Origin of the sequence: Vibrio sp. AH4 (assembly GCF_030710545.1) — a bacterium.
GTDB lineage: Bacteria > Pseudomonadota > Gammaproteobacteria > Enterobacterales > Vibrionaceae > Vibrio > Vibrio metoecus.
In genome coordinates this window covers 2555649-2581950 of sequence record NZ_JALAIV010000001.1, presented here as the reverse complement: position 1 = coordinate 2581950, position 26302 = coordinate 2555649, and the positions used below count along the sequence as shown (strand labels likewise).

Here is a 26302-nt window from a genome sequence, read left to right as displayed (position 1 = left end):
GCGTTGCTAAAGAGATGAGTGCATAACCGCCAGCCTGATGCTGGCGGTTATTTTTAGCAGGGTCTGCTGGTTAGGCTAATTCAGGCAAAATCAGCTTAGCGATTTCAAAATAGATGATAAGCCCTGTTCCATCGACTAAGGTGGCAATAAACGGAGCAGAGACCACGGCAGGGTCAACATTCAAACGGCGTAGCACCATCGGGATGACTGACGACACCAACGCACTCCACAGCACTATCGCCAGAATCGTCAGCATGACAACCAGACCAATTTCAGGACCCACGCCCAATGTCCAAGCGCGGATCCACGCAGCGATAGCCATAGCCAGTGCAACCAGTGTACTGGTAGAGAGTTCCTTACGTAAGACGGTGCCGATATTGCGTAAACTGACTTCACCTACGGCCATGGCTCGCACTATGGTGGTGGTGATTTGAGTGCCACTGTTACCCCCTGTGCCTATCAGCAGTGGAATAAAAAAGGCGAGGGCGATCGCCGCTTCCAATTGCTCCTCAAAAGAGCGTAATACGGTACCCGTATAAGCCTCAGCCACAAACAGTACGAGCAGCCACACAATGCGCTTTTTCCACAGTTGCCAAGGTGACGTCTGCAAGTAGCTTGCGTCAAGTGGCATTGATCCACCTTGCATTTCAGCATCTTCCGTGGTTTCTCTTTCCAAGATACTGACCGCTTCTTCCAGATGGAAAAAACCGACTAACTGCTGCTGATGCACGACCGGCAATACAGAGAGGTTATGCTCCAACAGCAAACGCGCCGCCTGTTCTTGGTCGAGATCGGCATCGAGTGTCAGGCATTGTGGTTCGATTAGTTCAGTGAGTGCTTGATCCGAGTGTGCCATCAGTAGTGTCTTAGGATTGATAGCACCGAGCAACAAGCCATGTTGGTTGGTGACATACAAACGATGGCGAGCTTGCGGATCACCCCAAGATTCGTACAGCACCTCTTTGGCTTCGACTACGGTATGTGATTCGAGAAGCGGTAAACGCTGTGAGTGCATATGAGCTGCAACGCTCTCTTCTCCCCAACGTAGACGCTCACGATAGCGCAATGCATGATCCGCCGTCATTTGCTCTAAAACACTGAGTCGGCTTTCTTCAGATAAGCCGCGCAGCGCTTTTTCAACATAGCGAGGGTTGGCGTAATCCAAGCCCAAGTTCAAGGTGTTGTTATCCATAGCACACAGCAATTGGCTTGCTCGTTGAGTAGGCAACTGGGCGATAAGTTCAGCCAGTTGCTCGCCAGTGAGCTGTTGTAAGACAAAATGAATTTCTGGTTCGGTGAGTTTCACTAACTTTTCAACCCATTTATCACCGCGTGAAGAATGGGCAAGTTTACGAGCAAATTCATTGAGTTGTTTCAGTTGTGCTGCTGCAACAACAGAGTGGTTTGTTTTCATTACATTCATCACACATACCTCATGTGACTCAGGACAGACCTGAATTGTTTAAACTTTGATGCAAGAAAACAGCAATAATTGGACGAGCGAAAAGGAAATGGTATGAAAAAGGCTTCATCCCCGAGTCCCAGCTTCAGCACTGCACAACGTATTCGCTCACGCGAAAGCCACTTGGGTTAACACCTTAATCCGATGAAAACTGTCCTGATCTTGGGCATCTCTGGATGTCGTGAGATCAGTGGCCTATGTTTGTACAGGAGCCTCGCCTAACGAGATGCTGTAATTACACAGTAGGTTTCCTTTCAATAGGTCGGAGAGTATCCACACCATCACTATTGAAAAAAGAAAATACTCAATCACTTGAGCGGCGAGGATTATAGAAGTGCAGGATGGGTGCATCAAGCCAGAAAAAGGGTTGTATTGTAATAATTAGGTAAAAATTTGGTCAGCAATAATAATCTTGCATGATTAATTGATTGGTTTATTGTTTCTTTATTCATTTTTAATATTGGTTGTGTAGGAATTTTCTTTCATTAAATAAGTTCGTAGAGATAATTGAATTTAATAACACGCGGTTTTATTAATAAGGTTGCTCAACCCCAGACTATTAGACTATTATTTGGACATGTTTGAGATCTATGTCACGGGTTGACCATTGTTGAAACGATATTTCTTTACATTACTCTTTGTAGTGATGGCTTTTTCTGTCCGTGCAGCTGAGTATTTAAGTGCTGCTGAACAAGATTATCTACATGAAAAATCTGAAGTAACGATTGCAGTATTAAAAGAAGTATGGATGCCATATTGGGGGGGGATTGCCCAAGACCCAATGGGGATCGAACATGATTTTGCCTCCGGAATTGCAAAAGAGCTTGGAATCAGCCTGCATTACCGAGGGTTTGATACGATCGAAGATTTGCTGAACGCCGTGAAAGTTGGCAAGGCCGATATGGCGATTGGCTTTGGTCAGACGCCATCTCGTGAAGGTAAGTTTTTGTTTTCTGAGCCATTGTATGAAAATGTGCGCGTGATATGGCTCAGAGATAAAGCCATGGAAGATCAACCATTTGAACGTTTAAAGTGGGTTTGTATTCAAGGAACATCATATTGCGAGGTGTTAAAACGCCGAGGCTATCCCAACATATTGATGGCTCGTAACTATAACAGTTCGGCTGAAATGGTACGCCAAGGTGTTGCTGATGCGACGATTACCAATTACGTTTCACTGAACCATTTTTTAAGCAAAAATCGTTTATCGTTAGGTAAAGTGATTTTTGACCCCAGTTTAGGTACGCAAACTAACCGTATATTAATCAATACTCATCACCCATTATTATTGTCTTCGATCAATAAAGTCCTTTTAGCCGATAAAAATGGCCTTACAAAAAATAAGTTAAATTCAGCGGATGTGTATTTTTTAAATGATCAAGCCAATTTAAAAATACTTCGTAATGAGAACGTTAATCCTGTCGTCCGTTATACCATTCAAGATGACTTTTTTCCTATCTCATATTGGGATGATAGAGAAGGGAAATATAAAGGCTATATACATGATTTATTAGAAAGAATCAGTGCTAAAAGTATTTTAAAATTTGAGTTCGTTCCCGCGTATGGCCGTGATGTTGAAGATATGTTGCAGCAAGGTAAGGTTGACCTTATCCCTTTCTTCAACAGGAATTATCTCGACGAGCGATATTTCATTGATACCGGCAAGTTTACAGATATTGAATTTGGGTACATAGAAACCACGAAACCGTATACCACTCAGACGGTTGGCATTCTCGATCGCACTGGAAAATTTAGTACTTATATCGATGCCCAACAAAACTTAGCAAACGTGAAAGTCTACCGCACAGTTTACGATCTGGAACAAGCTCTCGACAAAGGTGATATCACGCATGGTTTGCTTTACAAGGTATTGATTAATCAAATGTTATTTGATGGTTATCAAAATTCTTTTAAGTTGATGCCAAAGCCAATACTGGAAGGTCAAAATCTTCGCGCTGATATCACGATGTTGGTACGTAAAGATGCTCGTGGCTTACAAAAGATGCTACAAAAAGTCCTTGCCACGTTTAGCCCGCAAGAAATCGATGAGATCAAAACGGCGTATGATCGCGTAACGGTACAATTTGGTTACGATAAACAAAAAGTGCTGATTTATTCCTTAGTAACGATCTGCATTCTGTTGAGTGTAGGGTTGGCTGTTACGTTATTGCTGACTCGTTTGCGCCTTAAATTACGTAGCTCACAGGAAATTGCTAAGTTGTCGGCAGAACAGTTGCGTTGGCTAACGGAATTATTGGATGCGATTCCAAGCATGATCTTTATTTCTGATGCGAATGGGGACGTGGTATTAACCAATGCTGCTTATCGTCAAAATCATCAGGTTTGCAGTAACAATGACTGTTTTAACCAGCGCCCTGATTGCTCGTTTATTGATTTGCCTGAAGAGGTCAATGCTGAATTCTCACTGATTATCCAAGCTCCGGAAGCGAGATGTTCGATTGGTGGGCACTATTTCCATGTTATCCGTCGCGCGATCTCGCATCCTATCAACCATGGTCAGTACTACCTCACCTTATTTAACGATATCACTGAACTCAAAGAGACAGAGCAGGCACTTCGTCAATCCAATGAACAAGCCTTACAAGCAGTCGAAGCGCGTAACCATTTCCTAGCGGTGGTGAGTCATGAGCTGCGTACGCCGATTGCTGCCATGTTAGGTTTGATGGAAATTCTTGCCTCGCGACTCAAATCAAGTGAAAACCAATTATTGTTAACCAATGCGATTAGTTCCGCAGAGCGTTTAAAACTGCATGTTAACGATATTTTAGACTTTTCAAAAATTGAGGCAGAGCAGCTTAAACTAGACATTGCGACCTACAATCTGGCGGATGAACTTGGCCCACTGTTGCGTGGTTTTGAAGCCAGAGCGCAGCTGAACCAAGTTGAGTTTGATGTGATATGGTTACCAAACCCTCTGTTGGTGGTCGATTTTGACGCCTTGCGTTTTAACCAAATCGTGACCAATCTGCTTTCAAATGCGATCAAATTTACCGAACAAGGTCGGGTTGTCGTGAAAGTGGATGTAACGCCTGAACAGTTGAACCTAGTGGTGGAAGATTCGGGTTGCGGTATGACACAGCAGCAGATCGACTCTATTTTTGTGCCTTTTGTACAGGCTGACAGCACCATTACACGGCGATTCGGCGGAACTGGACTAGGAATGTCCATTGTCTCGAATCTGATTGAGCTGATGCAAGGTCGCATTGATATCACCAGTCAATTTGGTCAGGGTACTCAAGTTAGCGTGAGCATTCCTGTTGCCACGCAACCCTGTCATGAATTCCAAGATCAGGTATTGGCTCTGTCATACCGCTCCCCGTATCTACTATGGGCAAAGGCTTTAGGGATACGAGTTCAGGATGGTGGGCATTTTGTTGATCAAAACAGCCACAATATTTATCCCGATCTGTTATTGAATATGCTCCGTGAAGTGGCAAGTGACGCCAGCGAGAAGGCTGAACCAACACAATCTCGGTTGTTGAAAGGTCATGTTCTGGTTGCCGATGATGATGCGATTAACCGTTTATTGATGAGAAAACAGCTCAGTGAACTAGGTTTGAGTGCAACACTAGTGAATGATGGTCGGCAAGCCTTAGAAGCCTTGTTGGAGAATCCTCAGCAATATGATCTGTTGATCACTGACTGTCATATGCCCAATCTGGATGGCTTTGCTCTTACACGAAAAGTGAAACAAGAGATCACGCAGTTCCAAGGGGCGGTGATTGGTTGTACCGCTGAAGATTCTCGCTTTGCGGCTGAGCAAGCCCAGCAAGCGGGAATGGATAAGGTGATTTATAAACCGTATACCTTGGCGAATTTACGTAAGGTGCTAAGCCGCTATCTGAGCGCGCAAGTGGTGAACACTGCGCAACGTTCTTGGCTTGATACTTACCAAGAGGATGAGCGTGAAGAGATGGCGATCGTGGTAGTAGAGTCACTGAGTCAAGACATCGCTTTGTTGAATCAACCTGAATGTGATGTCAAAGCACTAGCACACCGAATAAAAGGCGCCGCGGGCTCTCTCCAGTTACAGCAGCTCGCCGATTTAGCGAAAACAGTAGAGAAACAAAACGACCCACAGCAACTCATAGTGGAAAAGCAGCAACTGATCAACGCCATGCATGAAGTGATAGAGCAGGCACAACAGTGGCTCAATGATCATCAGAGCGAATAACGTTATGAAAATAATGATAGTGGAAGATGACCGTATTCAGGCGACTAGCCTGAAACTCAAGTTAAGACAGCTTGGGATGGACGAGGTCATCTTGGCTGAAAACGGATTTGCTGCCTTAGAATTATGTAACAAAGTGGATATCGACTTGATGTTTTGCGATATCCGTATGCCTCATATGGATGGGATCAGTTTGCTTTCCAAACTGAGCGAACAGTACCCCAAGCTGGGGGTGATCATCCTCAGTGCTGTGGATGACGCGGTGCTGGAATTAACCCGCAATATGTGCAGCTTGGCAGGCTTTGCTTACATCGATAGCCTGTCTAAACCCTATGAAGTGGAAGACCTGCAGCAAGTGATTGATGGTTTTCAGAAACAGACCCTTCCTGAAACCGTTTATCGATCCTCGCTTGTTCTTAACTGTGATGAGATTGAACAAGCCTTTTTACAGGATCATATCTTTAACTACTACCAACCACAGTTTGATTTTCGAACCGGAGCGATGGTGGGCGTTGAGGCTTTAGTCCGTTACGAGCATCCCACTCATGGCATGTTAAGCCCTGCGGTATTTCTGCCACTGATTGAACAGTGTGGTTTGCATGATAAGTTGTTTCTTACTGTTCTAGAGAAAGCCGTTTCTGCTCTTGCCAGTATTGCGGCGGATTTACAGCTCTCAGTCAACATCAGTCAAAGTAATTTGCAGCAGTCGATCTGCGACCCGATCCTCACGATTTGTGAAAAGCATGGCTTCGCGGCCAGCAAGCTCACTTTAGAGTTGACCGAACATGAAGTGTATAACGGTACAACAACCTCGTTAGAAAACCTTGCTCGTTTGCGTATGTATGGCGTTGGACTCTCGATCGATGATTTTGGCACTGGCTATGCTTCGTTGGGGCAATTGGCTCAACTGCCTTTTACCGAGCTGAAGATTGATCGCAGTTTTGTGCACGATTTAGCAACCAACTACAAACATCAGCAACTGACCAATATGTGCCTGCTGCTGGCTCAATCTTTAGGCTTACATTGTGTGGTCGAAGGGGTAGAAACCGAAGAAACGTGGCAGTACCTGCGTAATATTGGGGTCGATACATGCCAAGGTTACTATGCCGCGAAGCCGATGCCGGTGGCTCAGCTCAGTGAGTTGTATACGAAAAACCGTCGCCAGTGTTCAGATTGTCAGAGCACCGATGATGGTTGGCAAATTCTACTGGTGGATGGGCAGGCATTGAGTGCGCAGGCACTGCAAAAGATCCTGCAGAAAGAGCAGAAAGTGAGCCGCGTTTTTATGGCTCAGGATATTGAGCAAACCTTGCATAAGCTGCGTGATTTACCGATCAATCTTCTCGTTGTCGACAGTAAGTTTTTATCCACCATGAGTGTGGATGCCTTCTATGAATTATTAGCGCCTTACTATCAAGGTATGATCGTGACGGTACAGGATGGATTAACGCCGGATTTCCTGATGGAGAACCATGTGACTCCTGTGGTCAATAAAGCGAATACATTAGCAGAAACCGCTAGCCGTATTTTAGAGCAAGCTGAGCAACACCGAGTGCGCCCGATGGCGCAGGACAATCTACTCGCACAGCTTTCTGAGCGAGAAATGACGGTGGCGAAAATGTTAGTGGAAGGGCTGACCAACAAACAAATTTCATTACAGCTCGACATTAACCAGAAGACCGTGAGCACTTATAAGGCTCGGATTATGAATAAGCTAGGGATTAAATCTGCAGTAGAGTTGGTTAGATTTTTAGAATTGAGTTAGGACGTTTTACAAGCAATGAAAATGAATAGCCCTTCTTTTTCTGAGCTCAGTGTTTTACTGATTGATGATGCTCAGATAGTGGTCACCAGTTTACGTACTATGTTGCTAAAGCTGGGTTTTAATGACTCAAAAGTGACGAGTGTAAAGAGCCCTAGAGCGGCGCTTTTTATGGCCAGTCGGCAGAAGTTTGATATCTTCATTTGTGACTATAACTTTGGTAAGGGATTAAATGGTAAGCAGATTTTTGAAGAGTTGAAACACTACAATCTTTTAAAACATGAGTCGGTGTTCATCTTAGTCACAGGGGAGAATTCATCCTACGTTGTGCATTCGATTTTGGAACTTAAACCGGATGAATACATACTCAAGCCTTTCAATATCTTGACCTTACAAGAGCGGCTGACTAATGCAATTTCACGCAAACATGCGCTGAAAGCGCTCTATCAAGCTGAACGAGATGGAGATCCTGAGTTGGGGTTAAGTTTGTGCGATGAATTAGAACCGTTTTATGGAGATTACTATTTCGTCATTCAAAAATTCCGCGGGGAATTTTTAACCCAGTTGCGTCGTTACGATAACGCGCGCGAAGTCTACCTTGAAACTCTTGAACACAAAGATTTCGATTGGGCGAAAATTGGCCTTGCGAATGCCTTAAAGCAAACGGGGCGTCATGTTGAAGCTAATCAAGTCATTCAAGACCTGCTTTCGAATGCGCCAAATAATGTTCGAGCACGAGTAGAAGCTGCGAGCATCAGCCTCAGTAACAACTCGATTCCAGAAGCGATCCATCATCTGCAGATTGCAAACCAAATTGTTCCTGGACACACAGATCGAGAATGGGTGCTTGCCAACTTATGTTTATCTGTGGGTGATACGGTTTCGGCGCTTGAGCGTTACCGCTTGTATTCGGAAATCAACAAAGAGACCCATCGCAATACCCATCATATGCACCTTAATTTCATTCGCAGTTTGTTATATGCGGTACGGGAGGCAAAGGAACCGCAGCGCTCTATGTGGTTACAAGAAGCGAAGTCGATCCTGAAAGGGCTTTATGATAAAGGCCAGCACGAAGAACTGCTGCCACAGTTAGAATTGATCGCCGCCCATTTTGCGATGGAAGAGGGTAATTTCGCGGTTTCCGTGGAGATTTTAAATAAAATTTATCGAGCGAAGCCATTCGAATTATTTGAAGACCGGTACCACTTTACATGGTTACTCAATGTGATGGCCTTTGATTCTGAATTCGCAAAATGCATCAGTTGGTGTAATGAAGCGTTGTTGAATGAAGAAACTGGAATTCTCTTAGAAAGTAAAATTGCGCTAGGTAAAGCCCTAAAACAAGCCAATGAAGATAAATTGGAGTGGTTAGAACAGCGTTACCATGCCCTGTGCAATAAACAACTCACGATTGACTCCCTGCTTGATATCTATATCGAAATTTTGGATAGATGCCCGACACTGCGCACGGTATGCATGAAAGTGGTGACGATTTTATCGCGCTACTGGCCCAAGTCGCTGAATGAAGCGGAAACGGAATTGTTGTTGAAAAACTGCCATCACACCATTCATCAGTTAATGAGTGAAGAAGAGTTGCTCAACGCGCAGTATGCCGATCTCTATAAAAAAGTGCTGACTTTCCGCTCTCGTTGTCGAGCAGAAAAAGGGGTGCTAGAAGAAGTTTGATGATGATTGCCCTCACCAAGGTGAGGGCAATCAGGTTGAAGGTTAATGGAGATAAGCGACCATCTCGACGTTGCCGCCAGCCTTTTGTGCATTTAAAGAAAAATGCACGTAACCTGCCTGTGTAACCGGAATCCGCAAATATTCGTTACTGCCCTCACTCGTGGAGGCGTGCTCAAACTTTTCGCGCGTTGGCCAATAGTCTCTAGCGGCGAACAGATCAATATTTCCTTCCTGTGACGTTGAAGCGGTGAGCCAGACACGCACTTCACTGACGCCTTCTGGGACATAGATCGCCGCATAACGCTGCTGATGAATGGTGAGCATTTGCGCCTGAGCGGCTTCAAGCACCAATGGCGCGAGATCATCTTTAGGCTCATCGGGTTGATTTGGCTGCTCTGTCACTAGTTGTGAGTTGAGGGTGACCTCGGAATAATCGCCACGTCCTGTCACGCTGAGGTAATAGCGCCCAGCTTTGATGTATCCATTTTGCTCGGTTTTGATGCTAATGCTCTCGTGGCTACCGGAAGTAAATTCGCTGACTTGATAGTCATAATAATGCGCAATTTTTTGATAACTCATGTAGAGATCGGCATCGCCATCACCCGCAATCGTGATCTGGAATTCACGGCTGTGTTCAGGCACATCAATATAGAAAAGATGTTCGCTATATGCTTGTCCTGAAAGGGTGACAGATTGATTGGCACTCAGCGCCGTGACCGATGCCTCCGGTTTTGTTTCGGGTACTGCAGGATCTGGGGTTTCTGGTGTGTCTGTTTTTAGCGTATCAAGCCAAATCGCAAACTCGGCGCTGTATTGTTCACCTAAGTTTTTTACCGTTGCTGCCCATTGTGCAAATTGCCCAGAGCGCGAGAGTGCCAGTAGGCTTTCGACATCTTGTGGATGTTTTTCCAGCATAAAACGTACGGCTAAGTACCCCCAGCGATAAATGCGGTTCGTATCATTTGAGTAGGTGGTCGCAAACACATCAGACAGACTCAATTTACCTTGTGAAATCAGTTCAATGGCAGCCTGATAGCCTTGTTTGTAATGCATGTATTCTGCAAAACCTTCTAACCACCAAACGATGTGGCCGTGTGCGAGATTGTCATTAAATGAACCATATTGGTTAAAACGAGCATCAAGATAATGGGTGTACTCATGCTCTAAATTGAGGATCGACAGATCGGTATCATTGGCATAACGATAAGCAATGAAGCGAGCTTGGTTATTATGATCCGCAGGGTTGCCTTCTAAGTATTGGCCGCCATTATCGGTGGTATTGCCAAACAGGAAAGCCGAGTAGTTTACATAGCTGCTGTTATTGGCAAACACCACCACTTCCACTTGTTGGTTATGGTCATCGGCGACAGGAGTGAAACCAGTGTTAGCCACTTGATGAAAATCCTGCTCTTTTTGATTGAGCACATGACAAGCTTCGGCGGCTTGCGTATCGGAAAGATCTTGTGAGCGAATGATGGCAGGGCCTTGGCATGCGTAGCGGTTGGGTAAAATGCGCGCGGCGAGATCCCGTTTTGCTGCCTCCAAATCAATGCCTTGTGCGCGTAACGCATCGGGCGCGTAATAGCGCAACATCTCGACGGCGGCGAGCCATAATTTGTCGTGTTCACTACCCAATGGATAACGAGTGATCACCTGCTGCATAACCTGTAATGCTTTTTGTTTGGTTGTCGCATCTGGGCTGACCAACAAACGGCCTGTTTCGCGTAACGCGTTGTAAATCAAAAATCCCGCATCGGTATCTAATGCCCACTCATTATCCAAAGCGAATTGATATAAGGCATCGATGTGCTGAGTGTTGGCGGCTAAATAGCGATAAAACTCAGGATTTGCAATGTGGCCAGACATGGCACGAAAGAGATTATTTAACCCATCCACCCATTGCGTGTCTTGCGCGGTTTCTTGGTTAAAGCGATGCAGAGCTAAGATCATGGCATCCATCGTCAAGGGCAATTGTTTGACGTTATCGACCATTAAACTCAGGCTTTTCATGGCTCCGATTTGTTCGCGGCCTTGGTCAAAAGCATGCGGATGACGCAAAAAGCGAGCAATGGATTGCCCGAAACGCTGACTGAGCGCTTGAGAATAAGGCTCACTGCCGGCGTTATAGCGAACATAGTAAGCCGCCCGGATAAACTCGCCATAATTTTCTAATCGGCGGGCTTGTTCTGCTTCTCCGGTGTAACGAGTAATTTCTGCATCCAGCACCGTGTGCAAATACGTAAGGGAGGCTTCGCTGTAAAGGTTGTTCAACGTTGTGGCAGGGGCATAAAACCATGAGCTATAGCAAGCTTGATTTGCAGCGGCAATTTGCTCGGGGAGATCTTGAGCTTGCTGTAAATCTTGAATCTCGCAGGCGGCTTGCGCATAGATAGGATGAGAAAGTCCTGCAAACAGACAGGCTAAAGTGATTGGATGACGTTGGAAGCGTTTTTGAAAAGACACAGTAATACCTATTGATTATCAGTATGTTTGAGCTGTGTTTTATAAGATCTTGTTCGGTTTCATTAAAACTTAGTGCTTATGAAACATGAGGTTAATTCAATAAATAGAGTTTTTATTCTAATTTTATGAATGAAGATCTCCTTTTATAAATGCAGAGTATTGAATGACTTAGTGATAAATCACTAATTATTAAAAGATATCCAGTGTGAAATTCGTTCATAACCTTATATTTCTGTGAATGATCTATTCATATTGCTTTACATTTTATCTTTTGGTGATATGGTACCGTTCCCATCAATAATCTGGATGGGAGTTATCAGAGGTATCTATGAACAAAACCCTTTTATCAGGAGTGTTTGGAACACTCCTTTTTACATCTTTTCAGTTCAGTGCTTCTGGAACGGAATCCGGAGTCTCTAGCCGTATTATTGGTGGAGAACAAGCGAATGCAGGCGCATGGCCATACATGGTTGCACTCACCACCCATAACGGCAGTGATGCGTGGTGTGGAGGGAGTTTTCTCGGTAGTCGTTATGTTTTGACGGCGGCACATTGTGTCAATAAAAAAGATCCCGCCAAGATTGATGTTATTGTTGGTGCATATGATATGAAAAGTACCAACACGGCTGAACGTATCCGAGTCAAGCAGATTTACGTGCATGAAGCGTATACCTATGCTGAAGGTGGTAATGATATCGCCGTATTAGAGCTTGAAAGTATTCCTGTACTGAACCAAACGAGTGTGATTGCAGAACCTGACGATTTCAACGAGTTAAGTAAGGACAACTTGCTGACGGTGATTGGCTTTGGTGCACGTAAAGAGGTGAATGGCCTGAAAAGCGATTACCCGACAACGTTACACCAAGTTGATGTGCCTTTTATGCCTATGGATGAATGCCGTGCTAAAGGCGGAAGCTATGCCACACAAGGCGCTAATGTTTTTTGTGCTGGTGCAGCAGGAAAAGATTCTTGTGCGGGTGACAGTGGTGGCCCAATTTTCTTTCGTACGAATAATGGATTAGTGCAAATGGGTGTAGTGAGTTGGGGGAATGGCTGTGCTCAACCCAATAAGCCCGGCGTGTATACCAAACTCAGTGAGTTTAATACTTGGTTGCACGAACAACGCCTAGGCCTCTCTTATCGTCAGAAGCAGGATCTCGGTATCGTACGCCTTAACCGCTACACAGAGCGTTTTCATTTTACGAATAACGGTGCTAACGCAATCAACTTGACCAATCCTACTGCGACAGGGTCTGCAGGTACGTTGATCGGCGCGATTACCAATACTTGCCCAACGAATTTAGTTAGCGGAGCCTCTTGCTATGTGGATGTGGCGTATGAAGTGAGCGCACTGACCAAAGGTCAGGTTAAGTTAGATGTGAGTTCAACGACAATGAGCAGTGGGCATATTTACGCTTGGCGTTACTTTGACGCTTTAGCCGCCGCTCCCGCTGCTACAGTCAATTACTTAGCGAACTTGCCGGCGCACAATACACACGTCAATGACCATGCATGGACTTTACAAAACAATAGCTTACAGACCCCCGCTTTGGAAAAAGGCGAGGAATCGGTGATCGTATTAGAAAACCTGCCTACCGGTCGACTTAAGTTCCGATACCAAGTCTCATCGGACTCGGTGTTTGATATGTTTCAAGTCTACGTAAACGGGAAAGTAGAAAAGAGCTTTTATAACAATACCGAAGGCAACGCGACCATTTCTATGTATGGCTCGGTGAATACCGTGAAACTGGTGTATCAACGCAGCATTTTGAACAATGATGCACAAAGCCGAGTGACCGTGAGCCAGTTCAGCCATGATTCGCAACTGTTTGACTTCCCAACCCTAACCGATAGTCGTTCGGGCGATGGTGGTGGTAGCTTGGGTGGTGCAGCGTTAGCGTTACTCTTTGGTTGTGGTTGGTTACGTCGTCGTAAAGCTTTCTAACTCATCTAGATCTCAGCCATTTTTTTGCTGATTCAAAGCCAACCTACAGAGGTTGGCTTTTGCGTTTTTGGGCAAAGCGTTGGGTTAATTAATCTGCCGACCAGACATTGCGAATATCCGGCCAACCCCAGTTGGTGAGGGCAACATCGTGTAACACCCCATGGAAACGCAAGGTTTGTCTATGATGGAAAAGGGGCGCAAGCCAAGATTCACTCACCAATAAAGACGCAATGGGTTCGAGTTGATGCAGATACTCAGGCAGCGGCGTTTGTTCACGTAGCGTGTTTAATTGCTGCATTAGCCAAGCTTTATCTCGCGAAGTCGTGCAAGCGTGCAGCAGTGGGTTACTAAACAACATGGCAAACGCAGAAGCATGGCGGTTGTCATCCAAATTGATATTGGTCAGTACCATGGTTTCGTCTAGCTCACCGTGTAGCGCCCGTTGCTGAAGCTCACGGTACGTGTAGGTATGAATCTCTAATTCGATACTTTGTGCAGCCAGTAGTCGAGCCATCGCTTGAGCGCAAGTTTGCAGTGCCGTGTAGTTGTAGAGTGCCAGTGTCAACTTTTTGGGTAATGTCACGGACGGGGCGGGTGATTTCAATACTGCTCGCCACGCAGGCAATAGGTTATAAGCGGGTTCGACCCCAAACATCACCCCATGTTGGCGGATATTTTCTTCAATTGAGATTGGATTGAGTTTTTCACTTAATAAATGCGCTTGTGCTTGAGTGAGCGCCGCAGGGGCGGATTGATTAAATAACACCATTAAGCAACCATCTTCGACTCGGCTTTGATGCTGAGTGGCGGTAGAAGAATGAGGAAAATCAGTGATGACTTGATGATGGCAACTGGCTGCATTCGCTTCTGGTTGATTGGTTTCAATTTGCGGGTTGCTTAAACGTTCTTCATCGACTTGCCAAATCGTGACCCGATCAGTTAAAGCTCGGCAACCATAAAACTGGCTGAATGCCTTAAGTTTAAGTTTGTGCTGGGTGTGCTCTTGTACTTCAAAGGGGCCACAGCCGACAACCGTTAGCATTTGTCCATCATGACACTGACTGTAATTGAGCTGGCTGACAGGTTGTATCGCGTATTTCACGCCTGAAATTAAGCCGGCAAAACCTGGATCCGGGCGATCGAGATTAAAGACGACTTTGAACAGGGTTGGCGCTTTTATATCGATAATGTGTGCCAGTTCAGCTTGGTGTGTCTCAAGGCTGGAGAGCTTGGCAAATAGGCTGACGATGGTTGTGGCATCAATTGCGGATCCATTATGAAAGGTTAACTCGGGGCGCAGATAAAAAGTCCATTGCCAAGTTTGCGGATCATAATGCCAATGATGCGCCAGTTCGGGGTATACATGGCCATCAGCATCAGAGCTGACCAAGCAACTGTAAATTTGACGGATCAAGAAACGTTCACTGCTGCGCTGAGGAAGATGGGGCAGTAATGGTTCAAAAGGACGTTTATAAGTCAATTGAATATGCAGTCGGCCTTCTTGAAGTGTGGCTCCTGACGTTTTCTTCAGCAATCTGGCGAAAGCGATCTCATCGTTATCCAATATTGCGAGGGCTTTTTCATATTTGCCCAGTTGTACGCGTTTTGCGGCTAGTTGTTCTTTGAGCTGGGCGAGTTCGGTGTGCAATTGCAACGAGGAACGATGATGTCGTCCTGCTTTTGGCGTCCAAGTTAACCACCCCAGTTGATTGAGGCGCACCAGTAAATTTCGCGCATGACGAGGGCTAGTAAAAAGCCGTTCTGCCAATTCGGGCAATGTGGTTTTTATATTGTTGCCGACGCCCAATGGTGCGAGTCGGGCGTAATACCGTAATAAATTGAGATCAGACACGGTTACCTCATGCTCCTGTCATCTTGCGGCTATTGTAGTGAAAATCCGCATTCTTAATGGTGAAAACCTGTGTTTTGTTTGTTCCTCATTTCCACTTTGATGAGTGTTTTAGCTCGAAATAAGGCATTTCAAACGGCAAAAGCGGAGCAAAGTGCAGCAATTTACTCAGTTTTTAGATTCCTTAATCGGAGAGACAATAGCGATGGCGACACAACAAGGAGTGCAGGGCATGTTCAAATTGCTAATCTATGAACACTCGATGGCCGCTTATTACCAGCTGCGGCTTCAACAAACGAATTGTGTGATTGAGCGGATGGCCTTAGTTGCATTGTTTGAGTTGTTATTTACTCAAACACCTCCAGAGCCAGACAAAACCCGATCATCGAATTGATAATCCGAAAAACAGCAGCACTCGCACATCGCTCCTGATGCTTCCCCCAAGCCAATGGTTCGAGTGCTGCCTTTCTTTGTGCCTGAATCATTTGATTACTTTGTGACCCTTTAGCCAATAATATGTGGGTGAGTTGGTTAAACTCTTGCCTCTAACTCAGCAAGGGGAAGTCCGGAATGGCCATTCGTAATGTGGTATTTGATGTCGGCAACGTAATTGTGAAATGGGCGCCACAAGAGATTGCTCAACTGACCTTTGGTGAGGGTGAACAAAGTGCCACATTAGCGACAAGCGTATTTAAAAGTGAACTGTGGCGTGACCTCAATAAAGGCCACTACACCGAGAAAGAAGTGAAGCAAGCGTTTCATCAGCAACTTGGTCTTCCCCACGATACATTAGAGCAACTGTTCTTCCACATTAAAGAAACGCAAGTGTTACTGCTTGGCACGCAAAAACTGATGGATGATTTGCTGCAAGCGGGTTACCGCCTCTATGCACTGACGGACAACGTCAATGAAATTGTGGCTTACTTAAAAGAGCAGTATGACTTCTGGCCAAAATTCACAGGCGCGGTTGTGTCGAGTGAGTGCGGGTTACTCAAACCGGATCCGGCGATTTATCGATATTTGGCAGAAAGTCAGCATTTGGATCCGCAAGAAAGTGTCTTCATGGATGATATGTTGGTGAATGTAGCGGGGGCGCGTCAGCAAGGTTTCCATGCTTTCCAATTTGTGGATGCGCATCAAGCAAGAGCGGAATTATTGCAAATGGGATTGCATTTTTAGCCTAGTCATCAAGCATTTGTACTATCCGTTGAACGGCAAAAGGCAGGCGTAAGCCTGCCTTTTGTATGTGAGCAGAAAAATTATTTGGTCGGATAGATGGTGAGCGGCTCAAATGTTGCGACAGCATTACCATTCGCGCCAGGGTGATCCGTGTAAGAGGTGTCCTGCATTAAGGTGTAAAACACATCAACAAAGTCATCGTCATTGACCAGTAACCCATCTGGGATGGCCTCGATAATTTTTCCCGTAATCTGAGCAATTATGGCGTAACCTTGTACCTCTGGATCTGGGATGAGTTTGAGCACTTCTTCGGCTACTTTAACGAGCTGTTTAGCTAACTCTTTGTAGTCGGTGCCATCATCTTGCTCCATCAGAATCATGTCTGCCGCGCCCCAACGATAACGAGCCCAGTGGATGACGACTTGATTCGGGAAGTAGTCTTGTTGGTCGTAATCCAGATAGGGCATATCAATCAGATCAATGGTTGGGGCGTCGCGGCTTGGGTCTACCCCCGTAACTAATGCGTAAATTTCGGCACGTCCTGAAATCCAAGGTTCTTTGTCATCTTGCAAACGGATTTTTTTCAGCACAGTGGTAGAGAGTGGTGGGGTATCCGCGTCCGCGCTACGATTGAGTGCACGAGCGGATGATTCAACAGAGCTGCTTTCTTCTGTTGCAAGCTGTGAATTTTGTCCCAAACGCTGCATTTCTGCTCGCATCACTTGCAGACCGGCTTTTAGTTCGATTGCACTATCGTTATCCACCACAAAGACAGGGACATCGGGTAATTGATAAACATCTAACTGGTGGATCTGTCCGTACACATCGAAAGCCTCAATATACTGCCAAGATTCATCGTTACCACTGGGTTCAAATGCAAACAGCGGGCTTTGACCCTCTTGCCATTCTTGTAGCATTGAGGCATCGGCTAAGCGTAATTGCAGCAATTGATCCGTGTATTGCTCAATCCCTTTTAGGGAACGAACTCGATTATCGGCTGAACGCAACTGTTGGCTGATTTCGGAGTTGGGTGCCACGTCAACCAATTCCGACATGGAAATACTGAGATTATCTGCGGTGATCTGCGTTTTTAGCGTTTGCGCGTATGCCGCATAATGTTGGCTGAACGATTCTGCCAATTGGCGTTTTTGAGCGACAACCGCATCCGCCTTTGCCTGTGAGCTGAGTTGAGTAGATTGTGTTTCTTCTGACTGACAGCCAACCAGCACGAGAGTCAGAAGCACGGCTAAGGAGAGTGATTTATGCATAGGTGAACCCTTTTTATTGTTGTAATAAATAGAGCCATAGCTCTATTGGGCTCAAACTACCACGCTTTGCATGTAGTACAGAGATAAAACATTCAGCAAAGTTATGTTTGTGGCTCAAGATCAAATTCTGAGGCTTTTGGAGCCAAATCTAGAATAAAGCTCTACAAGGTTGTGCTGATTTAATGAGTGTGCCTGAAAATGTGCCTGAAAGGGCGGATTATGTTCCGCCTCAATCAGTTAGCTTCAGTTAAGCATTATAGCGTACGATTTCTTGTTGCATTGCTTCAGCGAGCCTTGCCAGTTCCAGTGTGGCTTCGGAGCTCTGTTGGGCTCCTAATGCAGTTTGGTTGGAGATATCACTGATGGTGATAATGTTTTTATTGATTTCTTCTGTCACTGCACTTTGCTCTTCTGATGCGGTGGCAATTTGTGTGTTCATGGTTGAGATACGATCTACGTTAGCCGTAATTTGCGACAGGGCAGTACCGGCTAAACGCGCTTTTTCGACCGCTTTTGAGGCACCATCCACCCCCTGTTCAATTAAATGAGCAGAATCTCGACTGCTTTGTTGTAAACGTTGCACGGTTTGAAGAATTTGTTTTGTCGATTCTTGGGTGCGGCTTGCCAAGGTTCGTACTTCATCGGCAACCACTGCAAAGCCTCGCCCTTGTTCCCCCGCGCGTGCCGCTTCAATAGCAGCATTGAGCGCCAATAAATTAGTCTGTTCAGAAATGCTTTGAATAACATCCACCACACTACCGATATCTTCTGAATCTTTGGCAAGCAGTTGCATTGCTGCGAGCATTTTTTGTAAATCAGAGGAAAGGTTCTCAATCATCGCGATATTTTCATCAACCACTTTACGCCCTTGCTTTGCGGCTTGTTCAGTTTCTCCGGAAGCCTCGGCGGCTAAGTCTGCGCTTTGTGCAACCTCATGAACCGTAGCGGTAAATTCATGAATGGCCGTGGCAATTTGCTGGGTTTGTGACTGTTGTTCCACGATGTTCTGCTTCGTTTGCATTGCGACTGCTGCATTCTCTTCGGCGGCAGCCGCTAATGCAGAAATCGAATGCCGATTACTGCTGATCACCTCTTGAAAGCTGCCCACGATACGGTTGACGTATTCTGCAATATCAGAGAATTCATCGTCTCCGGTTATGGGGATCCGCTGCGTGAGGTCACCATTGGCAATATTGGTTGCGGAACTCGCCAACTGGTGAACCGCATTGTTCACTCGCTTGGCAATCAATAACGCTAGGGTTGTGGTGACGACTAAAGCGAGGGTACCTAGCAAACTGACACTCCAAATAAATTGCTGAATATCGGACTGTGAACTGGAAAAGTTGGCTTTACCTTCTTGGATCTGGATATCCAGAAACGCTTCTGCGGCTTTTTTAATATCGCCATAAAGAGGATTGATCTTTTGTAACAGAATCAGGTTGGCCTCATCGTATTTTTCTTCTTTAAGTAGGGCGAGAGCCGGTTCAAAACCATTGTCAGTGACTTGGTCTAGTTTCTCTTTCAATGGATAAATAACGGCTTTTTCTTTGTCATCCAAGGCGGTGGCGAGAATCTGATTGTCGATAATTTCATGTAAATCAGAGATGGAGGTTTGGATCGCCTCGATGTGGATTTGGAGCGGGTGGTCATGCATGAGTACATATTTAGAAGTAGGCTCATGTTGAAAAGCCAAGAGTAGTTGGCTACGTGCACTGCCTAACTCATCCAATATGCGACCTGCCCGAATCGTATGCTGCATGCCTTTGGTATAGAGCGACTCAATAGAGTCGGCGGCATCTTGCATGCCCGTTAGTCCCTTAAACCCTAAAAAAAGAATTGAAACGACAATCAGCACTACAATCAGTTTTAAGCGAAGACCAACGCTATGCAATGAGTTTGTAGTGCCTGTTGCTATCGTGCGATGAGCACGATTCTGTAGATTGGATACCATCATCCACCCCCGACAAAAAATGAGAAAGTTATTGAAGTTGAACTCATTTCAGTATGGTTCAAGCGACATCACTGGCATCAATTTCACGGCGTTATGATAGGTAGATCATGATTTTTTATGTCGATATTGATACAGGTTATTTTCATCGCCATACAGCTCACAAGAACCAAGCAAGGTAAAGCCGATTTTCTTCAATAAAGCATTGGAGGCTTGGTTGTTAGGTAGGGTTATCGCGAGGAGTTGCTGGAAATGAAAGTGTTGGAAAGCGTGGTGTAATACTGCTATTGCCGCCTCTTCGGCATAGCCTTTTCGCCAATGCTCAGGCAAAAAAGCATAACCGAGATCGGGTTGCTGCAGTTCTGGCCTTTTTATGACACCACACATGCCAATAGGTGTACCGCAGGCCTTGAGCTCAACCATATTGAGACCAAATCCGTTGGCATGATAACTGGCAATGGGACCATTCGTGAGATAGTTCAAGGCTTCTTCAGTGGTGTGCACATTCTTGTCCGCGATATAGCGGATAAAAGACTCTTCATTGAGCAAACGGATAATAAATGGCGTATCGCAGTGCTCAAAATGCCGAATGACTAGACGGCGGGTTTCAGTGACTAAGGTCATAAACTTCCTTGTGAGGCATTGAATGATCGGTATAGGGGACGAATCTGTGGCTTCTTGCTGTTTACTGACAATATCGGACATTGCACAGCTCTCAATTGTTGTAAAATCCGCGCTCAATCGGTTTTATATTTATTAGCATAACAACCCATGAGGTTTGAATGAAAAAGTTACTCCTTACTTTTACTTTGGTGTTATTGGGCTGTTCAGATGTGGTTGAAAATTACTACGCCGATTATCAGCAGGCTCAGGCGGATCATCTGTTTGAACGCGGCTGGCTGCCGCCAATTCTTCCCGCCTCAACCACGCAAATTCAGGTTGCGAATAATCTGGATAGTAACTATTCGCAAGGATCTTTTGTGATTGCTGAAGCAGATTTAGCGCAATTTATTGAACAACTGGAAGCGTGTGAGTTCTCGGGGTTGTATCGTTTTCAAGCGGAAAAAAGCGTTTGGTCATTTACGCTTGATACACAAGGTAAAGTGAGGTATCAACTCACGTCTCGTGCTGAATAAGTCATTGAACATTATTGGATGAATCGGCGCACGATAGGTGAGTATGCCTTGTTTTTGATGGGAGCGAAGTGTGGAAATCAGCGATCAATGGGTAACTGTCATGTTACCTTCTTTGATTCATCGGATTGGTAGTGACACCATTAAGCGTTTAAAACCTCAGGCCCAATCTTTGGGTTGTGAGTTAAAGCGTATTCGCCGCTCACGCAATTGGCAGTTAGTGGGAGAGGCTATCTCTGTACAACACTTTGTTACCCAAATTAAGCCGACTGAGTATCAAGATGCCGAATATCTGATCAGAAAACTCGAAATGGCGTTAAAGCAACACAGCGATAAATTGGAACCTTTAGAAGCTAAACTACAGCGCTTAATTAGCCAAAACCCCGCTATCACACTCGCTGAGCTGATGGTGGCAACACAGTGCAGTTTAGTGCAAGCAAGAGAGGCACGATTTGCACAAGAGAGTTGGGATTAAGAGAACAATATCGATGGTGAAATTGTGTTGTACCTAAAACGGTGAAACCCCGATAGTTGGTAGCTATCGGGGTCTCGAATTTTTAGATTTCTCGGTTGGTAATGCCGATGATCTTATTTATGCAAAAGGCTGGATTTAATCCGATTAATTCCTTGGTAGGGAATTAGATACGGATGAAGTCCATGTGCTCAACTTTTGGCTTGTACGCGTGGCGTTGAACGTCTTGTGGTTTCACTTTCACTTCTTGGCCGTCGATAACCAGAACGATAGCTTCGTAAAACTCAGGCTTGTCCATTTGGTTCATCACGTCATCGTGGTTCAGTGAGATAGAAACTGGAGCTGCTTCACCACCGTAAACGATCGCTGGGAAGTAACCAGTGTTACGTAGGCGGCGGCTCGCACCTTTACCTAGGTCAGTACGTAATACTGCTTCGAATTTCATAGTATTTACTCTCAAATTAGTAAAAAACAGAGTGACAGGACAATGCGACCTTGTCCGTGTCGTAGAGTTTCCAAGCCTATGAATAGGGTCAGAAACGAGCGCGGATACTAGCACTCATTCATTGTTCGAGCAACTGAAAATCGGGGTTTATACCTTTTTTAGCGTGATTTGGCGGCTTTTACGTCCTGTGACGGTGTTTTTAACGTGAGCGTTGCTTTCAAACCACCCAAACGACTTTCACCCAAAGCCAGAGCCCCACGGTAGCTGTGTGCCATTTCACTGACAATATTAAGGCCAAGCCCAGTACCGGGTGTGGTTTCATCTAAACGAACACCGCGTTTGAGCGCTTTCTCAATATTGTCAGCCGGAATGCCTTGTCCATCATCTTCAATACAGATCTGCACCCAGTGTTCATCCATCGGATAACTATGGACGCGAATTAAGCTGTTTGCCCATTTGTAGCTGTTTTCGAGCAGGTTACCGATCATCTCATCAAAGTCGGTTGGTTCAACGGCCACTTCTAAGTCCGAATCCAGTTCATTAACCAGCGTGATTTCGCGCTCGGCATACACTTTGTCAAACGCTTGCGAAATCGCATCGACTCGTAGGCTTGGTGCCGTTTTGACCGAGAGAATATTGGCAGAACCTGCCATGCGAGCACGCCCGAGATGGTAGTCAATTTGCTGCTGAATCTGTTCTACGGAAGGCTGCAACTGGCTTTTGAGCTGCGCATCGTTCAGTTGTGTGACTTCATTTTTGAGCACCGAAAGCGGCGTTTTCAATGCGTGAGACAAATTACCGGCATGATGACGAGCCCGCTCTAGCAATTCTTGGTAGTGAAAGAGCAAGGCATTGAGGTCATTGACCAGTGGTGAAATTTCTTTCGGGTAATCGCCATTCACCGAATTCTGCTGACCATTTCGCAATGCGGCCAGTTCACGCTGCATTTTCGAAAGTGGTCGAAGTGACCACGTCACTTGAGCGCCGGTCAGAATGAGTATTCCACTAAACAGTAAACCTAAAATCATCCACAACTCTTTACTGACCCGCTTTAAAGTGGCTTTGAGCGGAGCATCATCCAAGCCGATCGTGATGGTGATGGGTTGTGAAAACTCTGGCAGATAAATGGTACGCTTTAACACGATTAAAGATTCCCCGTTTGCCCCCAGATAAATGGGGCCGTGCACATGCGTTTCCTCAGTCAAAGATCGATCCCACAACGAACGTGAACGCAGGGTTTGTTCCCCTAACGTGGCTGACCAATATAATCCGCTATACGGCTGTGCAAAACGTGGGTCGGCAAGGCGAGTTGAGAGGGTGAGTTGCCCCTGCGGATTCGCTTCCAGATTGGCGGTGATCTCATCCATCGAGAGTTGTAACTGGCTCTGCACATCTTGAATCAAGTATTGATGAATGAGGTTTGGAATAAGGTAGCCCGCCGCTAAGATCATCGCGCTAAGCCACAACGTGGCCGTAAGCAGCAAGCGGGTTTTTAAACTGAGATGACGTAAGGCGCGTGGCTTAGCAGGCATGCAGTTGATACCCAAGACCACGCACGGTTTTGATCACGTCAGGTGCAATTTTTTTACGCAGGCGTCCAATGAATACCTCAATGGTATTGGAGTCGCGATCAAAATCTTGCTTGTAGATGTGCTCGACCAATTCGGTACGTGAAATCACTTTCTCTGGGTTATGCATGAAATAAGCGATCACTTTATATTCCAACGCAGTGAGGCTAATGGCTTGTCCACGCCACATCACTTTGGAAGTGCGTGTATCTAAACTGAGATCGCCCACTTGCATCACTGGAGAAGCGTTGCCTGAAGCGCGACGTAATTGAGCGCGGATACGTGCGATCAGCTCCACCATTTCAAATGGCTTGGTAAGGTAATCATCCGCACCCGCATTTAAACCTTCCACACGCTGAGTTAGGGTGTCTCGCGCACTCAAAATCACCACAGGTGTGTTGATGTTTTCATCTCGAATACCTTTGAGTACGGTCAATCCATCCAATTTGGGCAGGCCGAGATCGAGCACAATTACATCCCATTCTTCGGCAGTGGCGCGATACAGCGCATCAATCCCATCTTGTGAGAGCTCGGGAACCCAGCCCGTTTGATCTAAGGCTGATAGGATTTGATTACCCAACTGTACATCATCTTCAACAACTAATATTTTCATGGCTTGCTCGGTTATTTTTTTATGGCACGAATGACGTTGCGACCGCGAATCGACATCAATTCAAGCGTGGCCGCATTATATTCCACACGAAACACTTGGTTGTCATACACCAATTTCAGCTCATAAATCCATTCGCTGTCGTCTTCATCAAGTTCGACCTTGATTAAGCGCCCATTCAGTTGTTGATCAACCGTTGCGTAGAGTTCTGCAAATGGACGAATGAGACCTTTTTGAACGGCGCGGTAAACATCATCTTGGTCTTCATCAATTTCGATTTGCGTTCCTTCACGATACGAACCTTGTTCCCAATCACGCACTTTGTTGTCAGCATGAGTGGGAAGAGAGAACCCTAAAAAGAGCAGCAGGAGTAGGGTACTCGCTTGCGGCTTCAGCGGCATACGGAGAATGTGCATAGTCAATACCTGAATTTTGGACCTGCAGCGAGTATAACCGGAGAAAAATGAACAGAAAGTGAATTCCTGCCCCCTCATCATTATGGCTAGGACGATGGCGGTTTACTCTCGGTTGAAGAGGCAAATTCATCGGCAAATACTTTGTCGCGGATAGCCCAAAAACGTCCCGATTTACGGGCAATCACAAACAAAGGCGGTCGAAAACGGTGCTGATGATCCACCACTTTCGCCGGCGTTGTTGCCTCGAAAGGCCGATGTTTATCCGCCAAATGTGGGCGCACAAATTGATCGCGAAATTGCTGCTTTTGGCGTGGCGTGCCTAGTGACCAAAATTGGTGTACTTGCACCGCATCTTGCCCGTGGTAAGTCACTTGCAACTGACTTTTCCCCTTGGCGTCTTTATGAACTTTCAAGCTCATGTCGGTACATTCAAACACCAGTGCATCTTTCAGGTTGAGCGCTTCTTTGAGCTTTTTATCAGGGTCAACCAAGGTGGCATCACATTCATGGCAGATGCGCGCTGCGATGTCGTTATCCGCACCACATTCATTGCAGTATTTCGCTCGAAAGCGGTAACCGCAATGTTCACGCTCGCCCGTTTCTTCATCAGTAAAGAAGCCTTGGCAGCGGCGACCATAATGTTCAAGCAAGAAGCCGTTCGCATCCAACTTGCCCCAAAAATTATTGTTAAAACCACAAGCAGGGCAGGGAATGGTGATGATTTCGCTGTCTGAATCTGGCTTTGGGTCACCGACTTCAGGTTGATACAAGTCGTACTGATTTCCCGCGTAGTCGAGCACTAAGCAGTCAGTTTTACCTTCAGAAAGACGCAGCCCTCGACCAATGATTTGCTGATATAAACTGACCGACTCGGTGGGGCGTAAAATCGCAATCAAATCGACATGCGGTGCATCAAACCCCGTGGTGAGCACGGACACATTGACCAAAAACTTTATCTGCTGCTGTTTGAAGGCTTGGATGATGCGGTCACGTTCTGGCGTTGGGGTATCCCCAATCACCAAAGCGGAGTGCTCGGTGGGCAGTAAGCGGTAAATCTCTTCGGCGTGGCGCACGGTCGCAGCAAAAATCATCACGCCTTGCCGATCTTTTGCAAACTGAATGATCTGCGCGATGATTTGCGGTGTGGCACGCTGTGATTGCTCAATCACTAAATCGAGTTCCGATTCTCGATAGCGTCCCGTATTCGCCGGTTTAAGCTGTGAAAAGTCGTAACTCATCACTGGGGTATCAATCAGTTTTGCGGGGGTGAGGAAACCTTCGTCGAGCAGATAATGAATCGGCAGCTCAAAAATACAATCGCGGAAAAAACGGGGCTCTTCGCTACGTACTAAACCGCGGGTGTGGTACTGATAGAGCCATCCCATCCCGAGTCGATACGGCGTAGCCGTTAGCCCAAGCACTTTCATTCCTGGATTGAGTTCCAGCAAATGGCTGATCACTTTTTGGTAGCTGCTGTTTTTGTCATCCGGCACACGGTGGCACTCATCAATTACTAATAAAGAGAACTGATTTTGGAACTCGCTTAAGTTGCGTACTACCGATTGTACTGAGGCAAACACCACTTGCTGATCGGTCTCTTTACGGCCTAATCCGGCCGAAAAAATCGCTCCCGTCAGGCCATAGCCTTCATATTTGGCATGGTTTTGCTCAACTAATTCTTTGACATGCGCCAACACCAAAACTCGCCCCCGTGCTAAGCGGGCGAGTTCAGCAATCACTAAGCTTTTGCCTGCACCGGTTGGCAGAACAATCACGGCTGGGGTCGAGTGCTGGCGAAAATAGTGTACTACCGCTTTAACTGAGTCTGCTTGATAAGGTCGTAACGTATACATCCGTTGGGAGTTACCGAAGTTTTGGGCAATTGATGTGTTTTGCATCGCTTA

The 26302-nt window shown here is 45.9% G+C and carries 18 protein-coding genes and 1 riboswitch; of the genes, 7 read left to right on the top strand and 11 right to left on the bottom strand.

Features of this window, described 5'->3' with window-relative positions; translation table 11 throughout:
- Positions 1 to 70 precede the first annotated feature (70 nt).
- On the bottom strand, positions 71 to 1423 hold the full coding sequence (gene mgtE, locus MKA69_RS11840) for a magnesium transporter (RefSeq protein ID WP_305848108.1): 1353 nt from the start codon (positions 1421 to 1423) through the stop codon (positions 71 to 73).
- Positions 1424 to 1525: 102 nt separating this feature from the next.
- Positions 1526 to 1695: riboswitch (M-box (ykoK) riboswitch) on the bottom strand.
- 515 nt (positions 1696 to 2210) lie between these two features.
- On the opposite strand from mgtE, the gene MKA69_RS11835 reads away from it, so the two are divergent.
- Genes MKA69_RS11835 through MKA69_RS11825 form a run of 3 tightly spaced genes read left to right on the top strand, consistent with a single transcriptional unit; the run spans position 2211 to position 9102 of the window.
- On the top strand, positions 2211 to 5657 hold the full coding sequence (locus MKA69_RS11835) for an ATP-binding protein (RefSeq protein WP_032470060.1): 3447 nt from the start codon (positions 2211 to 2213) through the stop codon (positions 5655 to 5657).
- A gap of 4 nt (positions 5658 to 5661) precedes the next feature.
- Complete coding sequence (locus MKA69_RS11830) at positions 5662 to 7419, top strand: EAL domain-containing protein (protein WP_081018567.1); 1758 nt, start codon at positions 5662 to 5664, stop codon at positions 7417 to 7419.
- Between the two features lie 21 nt (positions 7420 to 7440).
- Positions 7441 to 9102, top strand: coding sequence for a response regulator (locus MKA69_RS11825; RefSeq protein ID WP_001087969.1), 1662 nt, complete (start codon positions 7441 to 7443; stop codon positions 9100 to 9102).
- Between the two features lie 42 nt (positions 9103 to 9144).
- Here MKA69_RS11825 and MKA69_RS11820 read toward each other — a convergent pair whose 3' ends face one another.
- Entirely contained in the window at positions 9145 to 11565 is a 2421-nt protein-coding gene (locus tag MKA69_RS11820; protein WP_305848107.1) for a M9 family metallopeptidase, read from the bottom strand.
- Between the two features lie 328 nt (positions 11566 to 11893).
- On the opposite strand from MKA69_RS11820, the gene MKA69_RS11815 reads away from it, so the two are divergent.
- Entirely contained in the window at positions 11894 to 13510 is a 1617-nt protein-coding gene (locus tag MKA69_RS11815) for a trypsin-like serine protease (protein WP_095458486.1), read from the top strand.
- A gap of 88 nt (positions 13511 to 13598) precedes the next feature.
- Here MKA69_RS11815 and MKA69_RS11810 read toward each other — a convergent pair whose 3' ends face one another.
- Positions 13599 to 15362, bottom strand: coding sequence for an SgrR family transcriptional regulator (locus tag MKA69_RS11810; RefSeq protein WP_055064878.1), 1764 nt, complete (start codon positions 15360 to 15362; stop codon positions 13599 to 13601).
- 567 nt (positions 15363 to 15929) lie between these two features.
- On the opposite strand from MKA69_RS11810, the gene MKA69_RS11805 reads away from it, so the two are divergent.
- Entirely contained in the window at positions 15930 to 16538 is a 609-nt protein-coding gene (locus MKA69_RS11805) for an HAD family phosphatase (RefSeq protein ID WP_055027681.1), read from the top strand.
- Between the two features lie 80 nt (positions 16539 to 16618).
- Here MKA69_RS11805 and MKA69_RS11800 read toward each other — a convergent pair whose 3' ends face one another.
- The 3 genes from MKA69_RS11800 to MKA69_RS11790 all read right to left on the bottom strand — a co-directional run bounded on the left by MKA69_RS11800 (position 16619) and on the right by MKA69_RS11790 (position 20378).
- The gene (locus MKA69_RS11800) at positions 16619 to 17806 is read right to left on the bottom strand and encodes a DUF3103 domain-containing protein (RefSeq protein WP_134818460.1); all 1188 of its coding nucleotides are present in this window, start codon (positions 17804 to 17806) and stop codon (positions 16619 to 16621) included.
- A gap of 247 nt (positions 17807 to 18053) precedes the next feature.
- Positions 18054 to 19760, bottom strand: a complete 1707-nt coding sequence (locus MKA69_RS11795) for a methyl-accepting chemotaxis protein (protein ID WP_305848106.1) — start codon at positions 19758 to 19760, stop codon at positions 18054 to 18056.
- A 102-nt stretch (positions 19761 to 19862) separates the two neighbouring features.
- Complete coding sequence (locus MKA69_RS11790) at positions 19863 to 20378, bottom strand: GNAT family N-acetyltransferase (protein WP_000177097.1); 516 nt, start codon at positions 20376 to 20378, stop codon at positions 19863 to 19865.
- Positions 20379 to 20536: 158 nt separating this feature from the next.
- Here MKA69_RS11790 and MKA69_RS11785 point away from each other — a divergent pair, with 158 nt between their 5' ends.
- Together MKA69_RS11785 and MKA69_RS11780 are read left to right on the top strand one after the other, a co-directional pair.
- A complete protein-coding gene (locus tag MKA69_RS11785) occupies positions 20537 to 20890 on the top strand; it encodes a hypothetical protein (protein WP_055033533.1) in 354 nt (117 codons plus the stop codon).
- A 70-nt stretch (positions 20891 to 20960) separates the two neighbouring features.
- Positions 20961 to 21362 (top strand): ribosome recycling factor family protein, encoded by a 402-nt coding sequence (locus MKA69_RS11780; RefSeq protein WP_081018549.1) that lies wholly within the window; start codon positions 20961 to 20963, stop codon positions 21360 to 21362.
- A gap of 163 nt (positions 21363 to 21525) precedes the next feature.
- Here the strand turns inward: MKA69_RS11780 and rplY are convergent, their stop codons facing one another.
- The 5 genes from rplY to MKA69_RS11755 all read right to left on the bottom strand — a co-directional run bounded on the left by rplY (position 21526) and on the right by MKA69_RS11755 (position 26251).
- Positions 21526 to 21804, bottom strand: coding sequence for a 50S ribosomal protein L25 (gene rplY / locus MKA69_RS11775; RefSeq protein ID WP_000667185.1), 279 nt, complete (start codon positions 21802 to 21804; stop codon positions 21526 to 21528).
- A 158-nt stretch (positions 21805 to 21962) separates the two neighbouring features.
- Positions 21963 to 23336, bottom strand: a complete 1374-nt coding sequence (locus MKA69_RS11770) for an ATP-binding protein (RefSeq protein ID WP_001111004.1) — start codon at positions 23334 to 23336, stop codon at positions 21963 to 21965.
- Complete coding sequence (locus MKA69_RS11765; protein ID WP_000699606.1) at positions 23326 to 23985, bottom strand: response regulator transcription factor; 660 nt, start codon at positions 23983 to 23985, stop codon at positions 23326 to 23328. The genes MKA69_RS11770 and MKA69_RS11765 overlap by 11 nt, the downstream gene beginning before the upstream one ends.
- 11 nt (positions 23986 to 23996) lie before the next feature.
- Complete coding sequence (locus MKA69_RS11760) at positions 23997 to 24398, bottom strand: PepSY domain-containing protein (RefSeq protein WP_055044481.1); 402 nt, start codon at positions 24396 to 24398, stop codon at positions 23997 to 23999.
- Positions 24399 to 24484: 86 nt separating this feature from the next.
- Positions 24485 to 26251, bottom strand: a complete 1767-nt coding sequence (locus tag MKA69_RS11755) for a DEAD/DEAH box helicase (protein ID WP_055044544.1) — start codon at positions 26249 to 26251, stop codon at positions 24485 to 24487.
- Positions 26252 to 26302: the final 51 nt, after the last annotated feature.

What these genes read in the sequence shown, in the direction of transcription:
- mgtE (WP_305848108.1), bottom strand. Translation starts at nt 1,423, where the DNA reads ATGAATGTAATGAAAACAAACCACTCTGTTGTTGCAGCAGCACAACTG.
- MKA69_RS11835 (WP_032470060.1), top strand. Translation starts at nt 2,211, where the DNA reads ATGCCATATTGGGGGGGGATTGCCCAAGACCCAATGGGGATCGAACAT.
- MKA69_RS11830 (WP_081018567.1), top strand. Translation starts at nt 5,662, where the DNA reads ATGAAAATAATGATAGTGGAAGATGACCGTATTCAGGCGACTAGCCTG.
- MKA69_RS11825 (WP_001087969.1), top strand. Translation starts at nt 7,441, where the DNA reads ATGAATAGCCCTTCTTTTTCTGAGCTCAGTGTTTTACTGATTGATGAT.
- MKA69_RS11815 (WP_095458486.1), top strand. Translation starts at nt 11,894, where the DNA reads ATGAACAAAACCCTTTTATCAGGAGTGTTTGGAACACTCCTTTTTACA.
- MKA69_RS11805 (WP_055027681.1), top strand. Translation starts at nt 15,930, where the DNA reads ATGGCCATTCGTAATGTGGTATTTGATGTCGGCAACGTAATTGTGAAA.
- MKA69_RS11800 (WP_134818460.1), bottom strand. Translation starts at nt 17,806, where the DNA reads ATGCATAAATCACTCTCCTTAGCCGTGCTTCTGACTCTCGTGCTGGTT.
- MKA69_RS11795 (WP_305848106.1), bottom strand. Translation starts at nt 19,760, where the DNA reads ATGATGGTATCCAATCTACAGAATCGTGCTCATCGCACGATAGCAACA.
- MKA69_RS11790 (WP_000177097.1), bottom strand. Translation starts at nt 20,378, where the DNA reads ATGACCTTAGTCACTGAAACCCGCCGTCTAGTCATTCGGCATTTTGAG.
- MKA69_RS11785 (WP_055033533.1), top strand. Translation starts at nt 20,537, where the DNA reads ATGAAAAAGTTACTCCTTACTTTTACTTTGGTGTTATTGGGCTGTTCA.
- rplY (WP_000667185.1), bottom strand. Translation starts at nt 21,804, where the DNA reads ATGAAATTCGAAGCAGTATTACGTACTGACCTAGGTAAAGGTGCGAGC.
- MKA69_RS11770 (WP_001111004.1), bottom strand. Translation starts at nt 23,336, where the DNA reads ATGCCTGCTAAGCCACGCGCCTTACGTCATCTCAGTTTAAAAACCCGC.
- MKA69_RS11765 (WP_000699606.1), bottom strand. Translation starts at nt 23,985, where the DNA reads ATGAAAATATTAGTTGTTGAAGATGATGTACAGTTGGGTAATCAAATC.
- MKA69_RS11760 (WP_055044481.1), bottom strand. Translation starts at nt 24,398, where the DNA reads ATGCACATTCTCCGTATGCCGCTGAAGCCGCAAGCGAGTACCCTACTC.
- MKA69_RS11755 (WP_055044544.1), bottom strand. Translation starts at nt 26,251, where the DNA reads ATGTATACGTTACGACCTTATCAAGCAGACTCAGTTAAAGCGGTAGTA.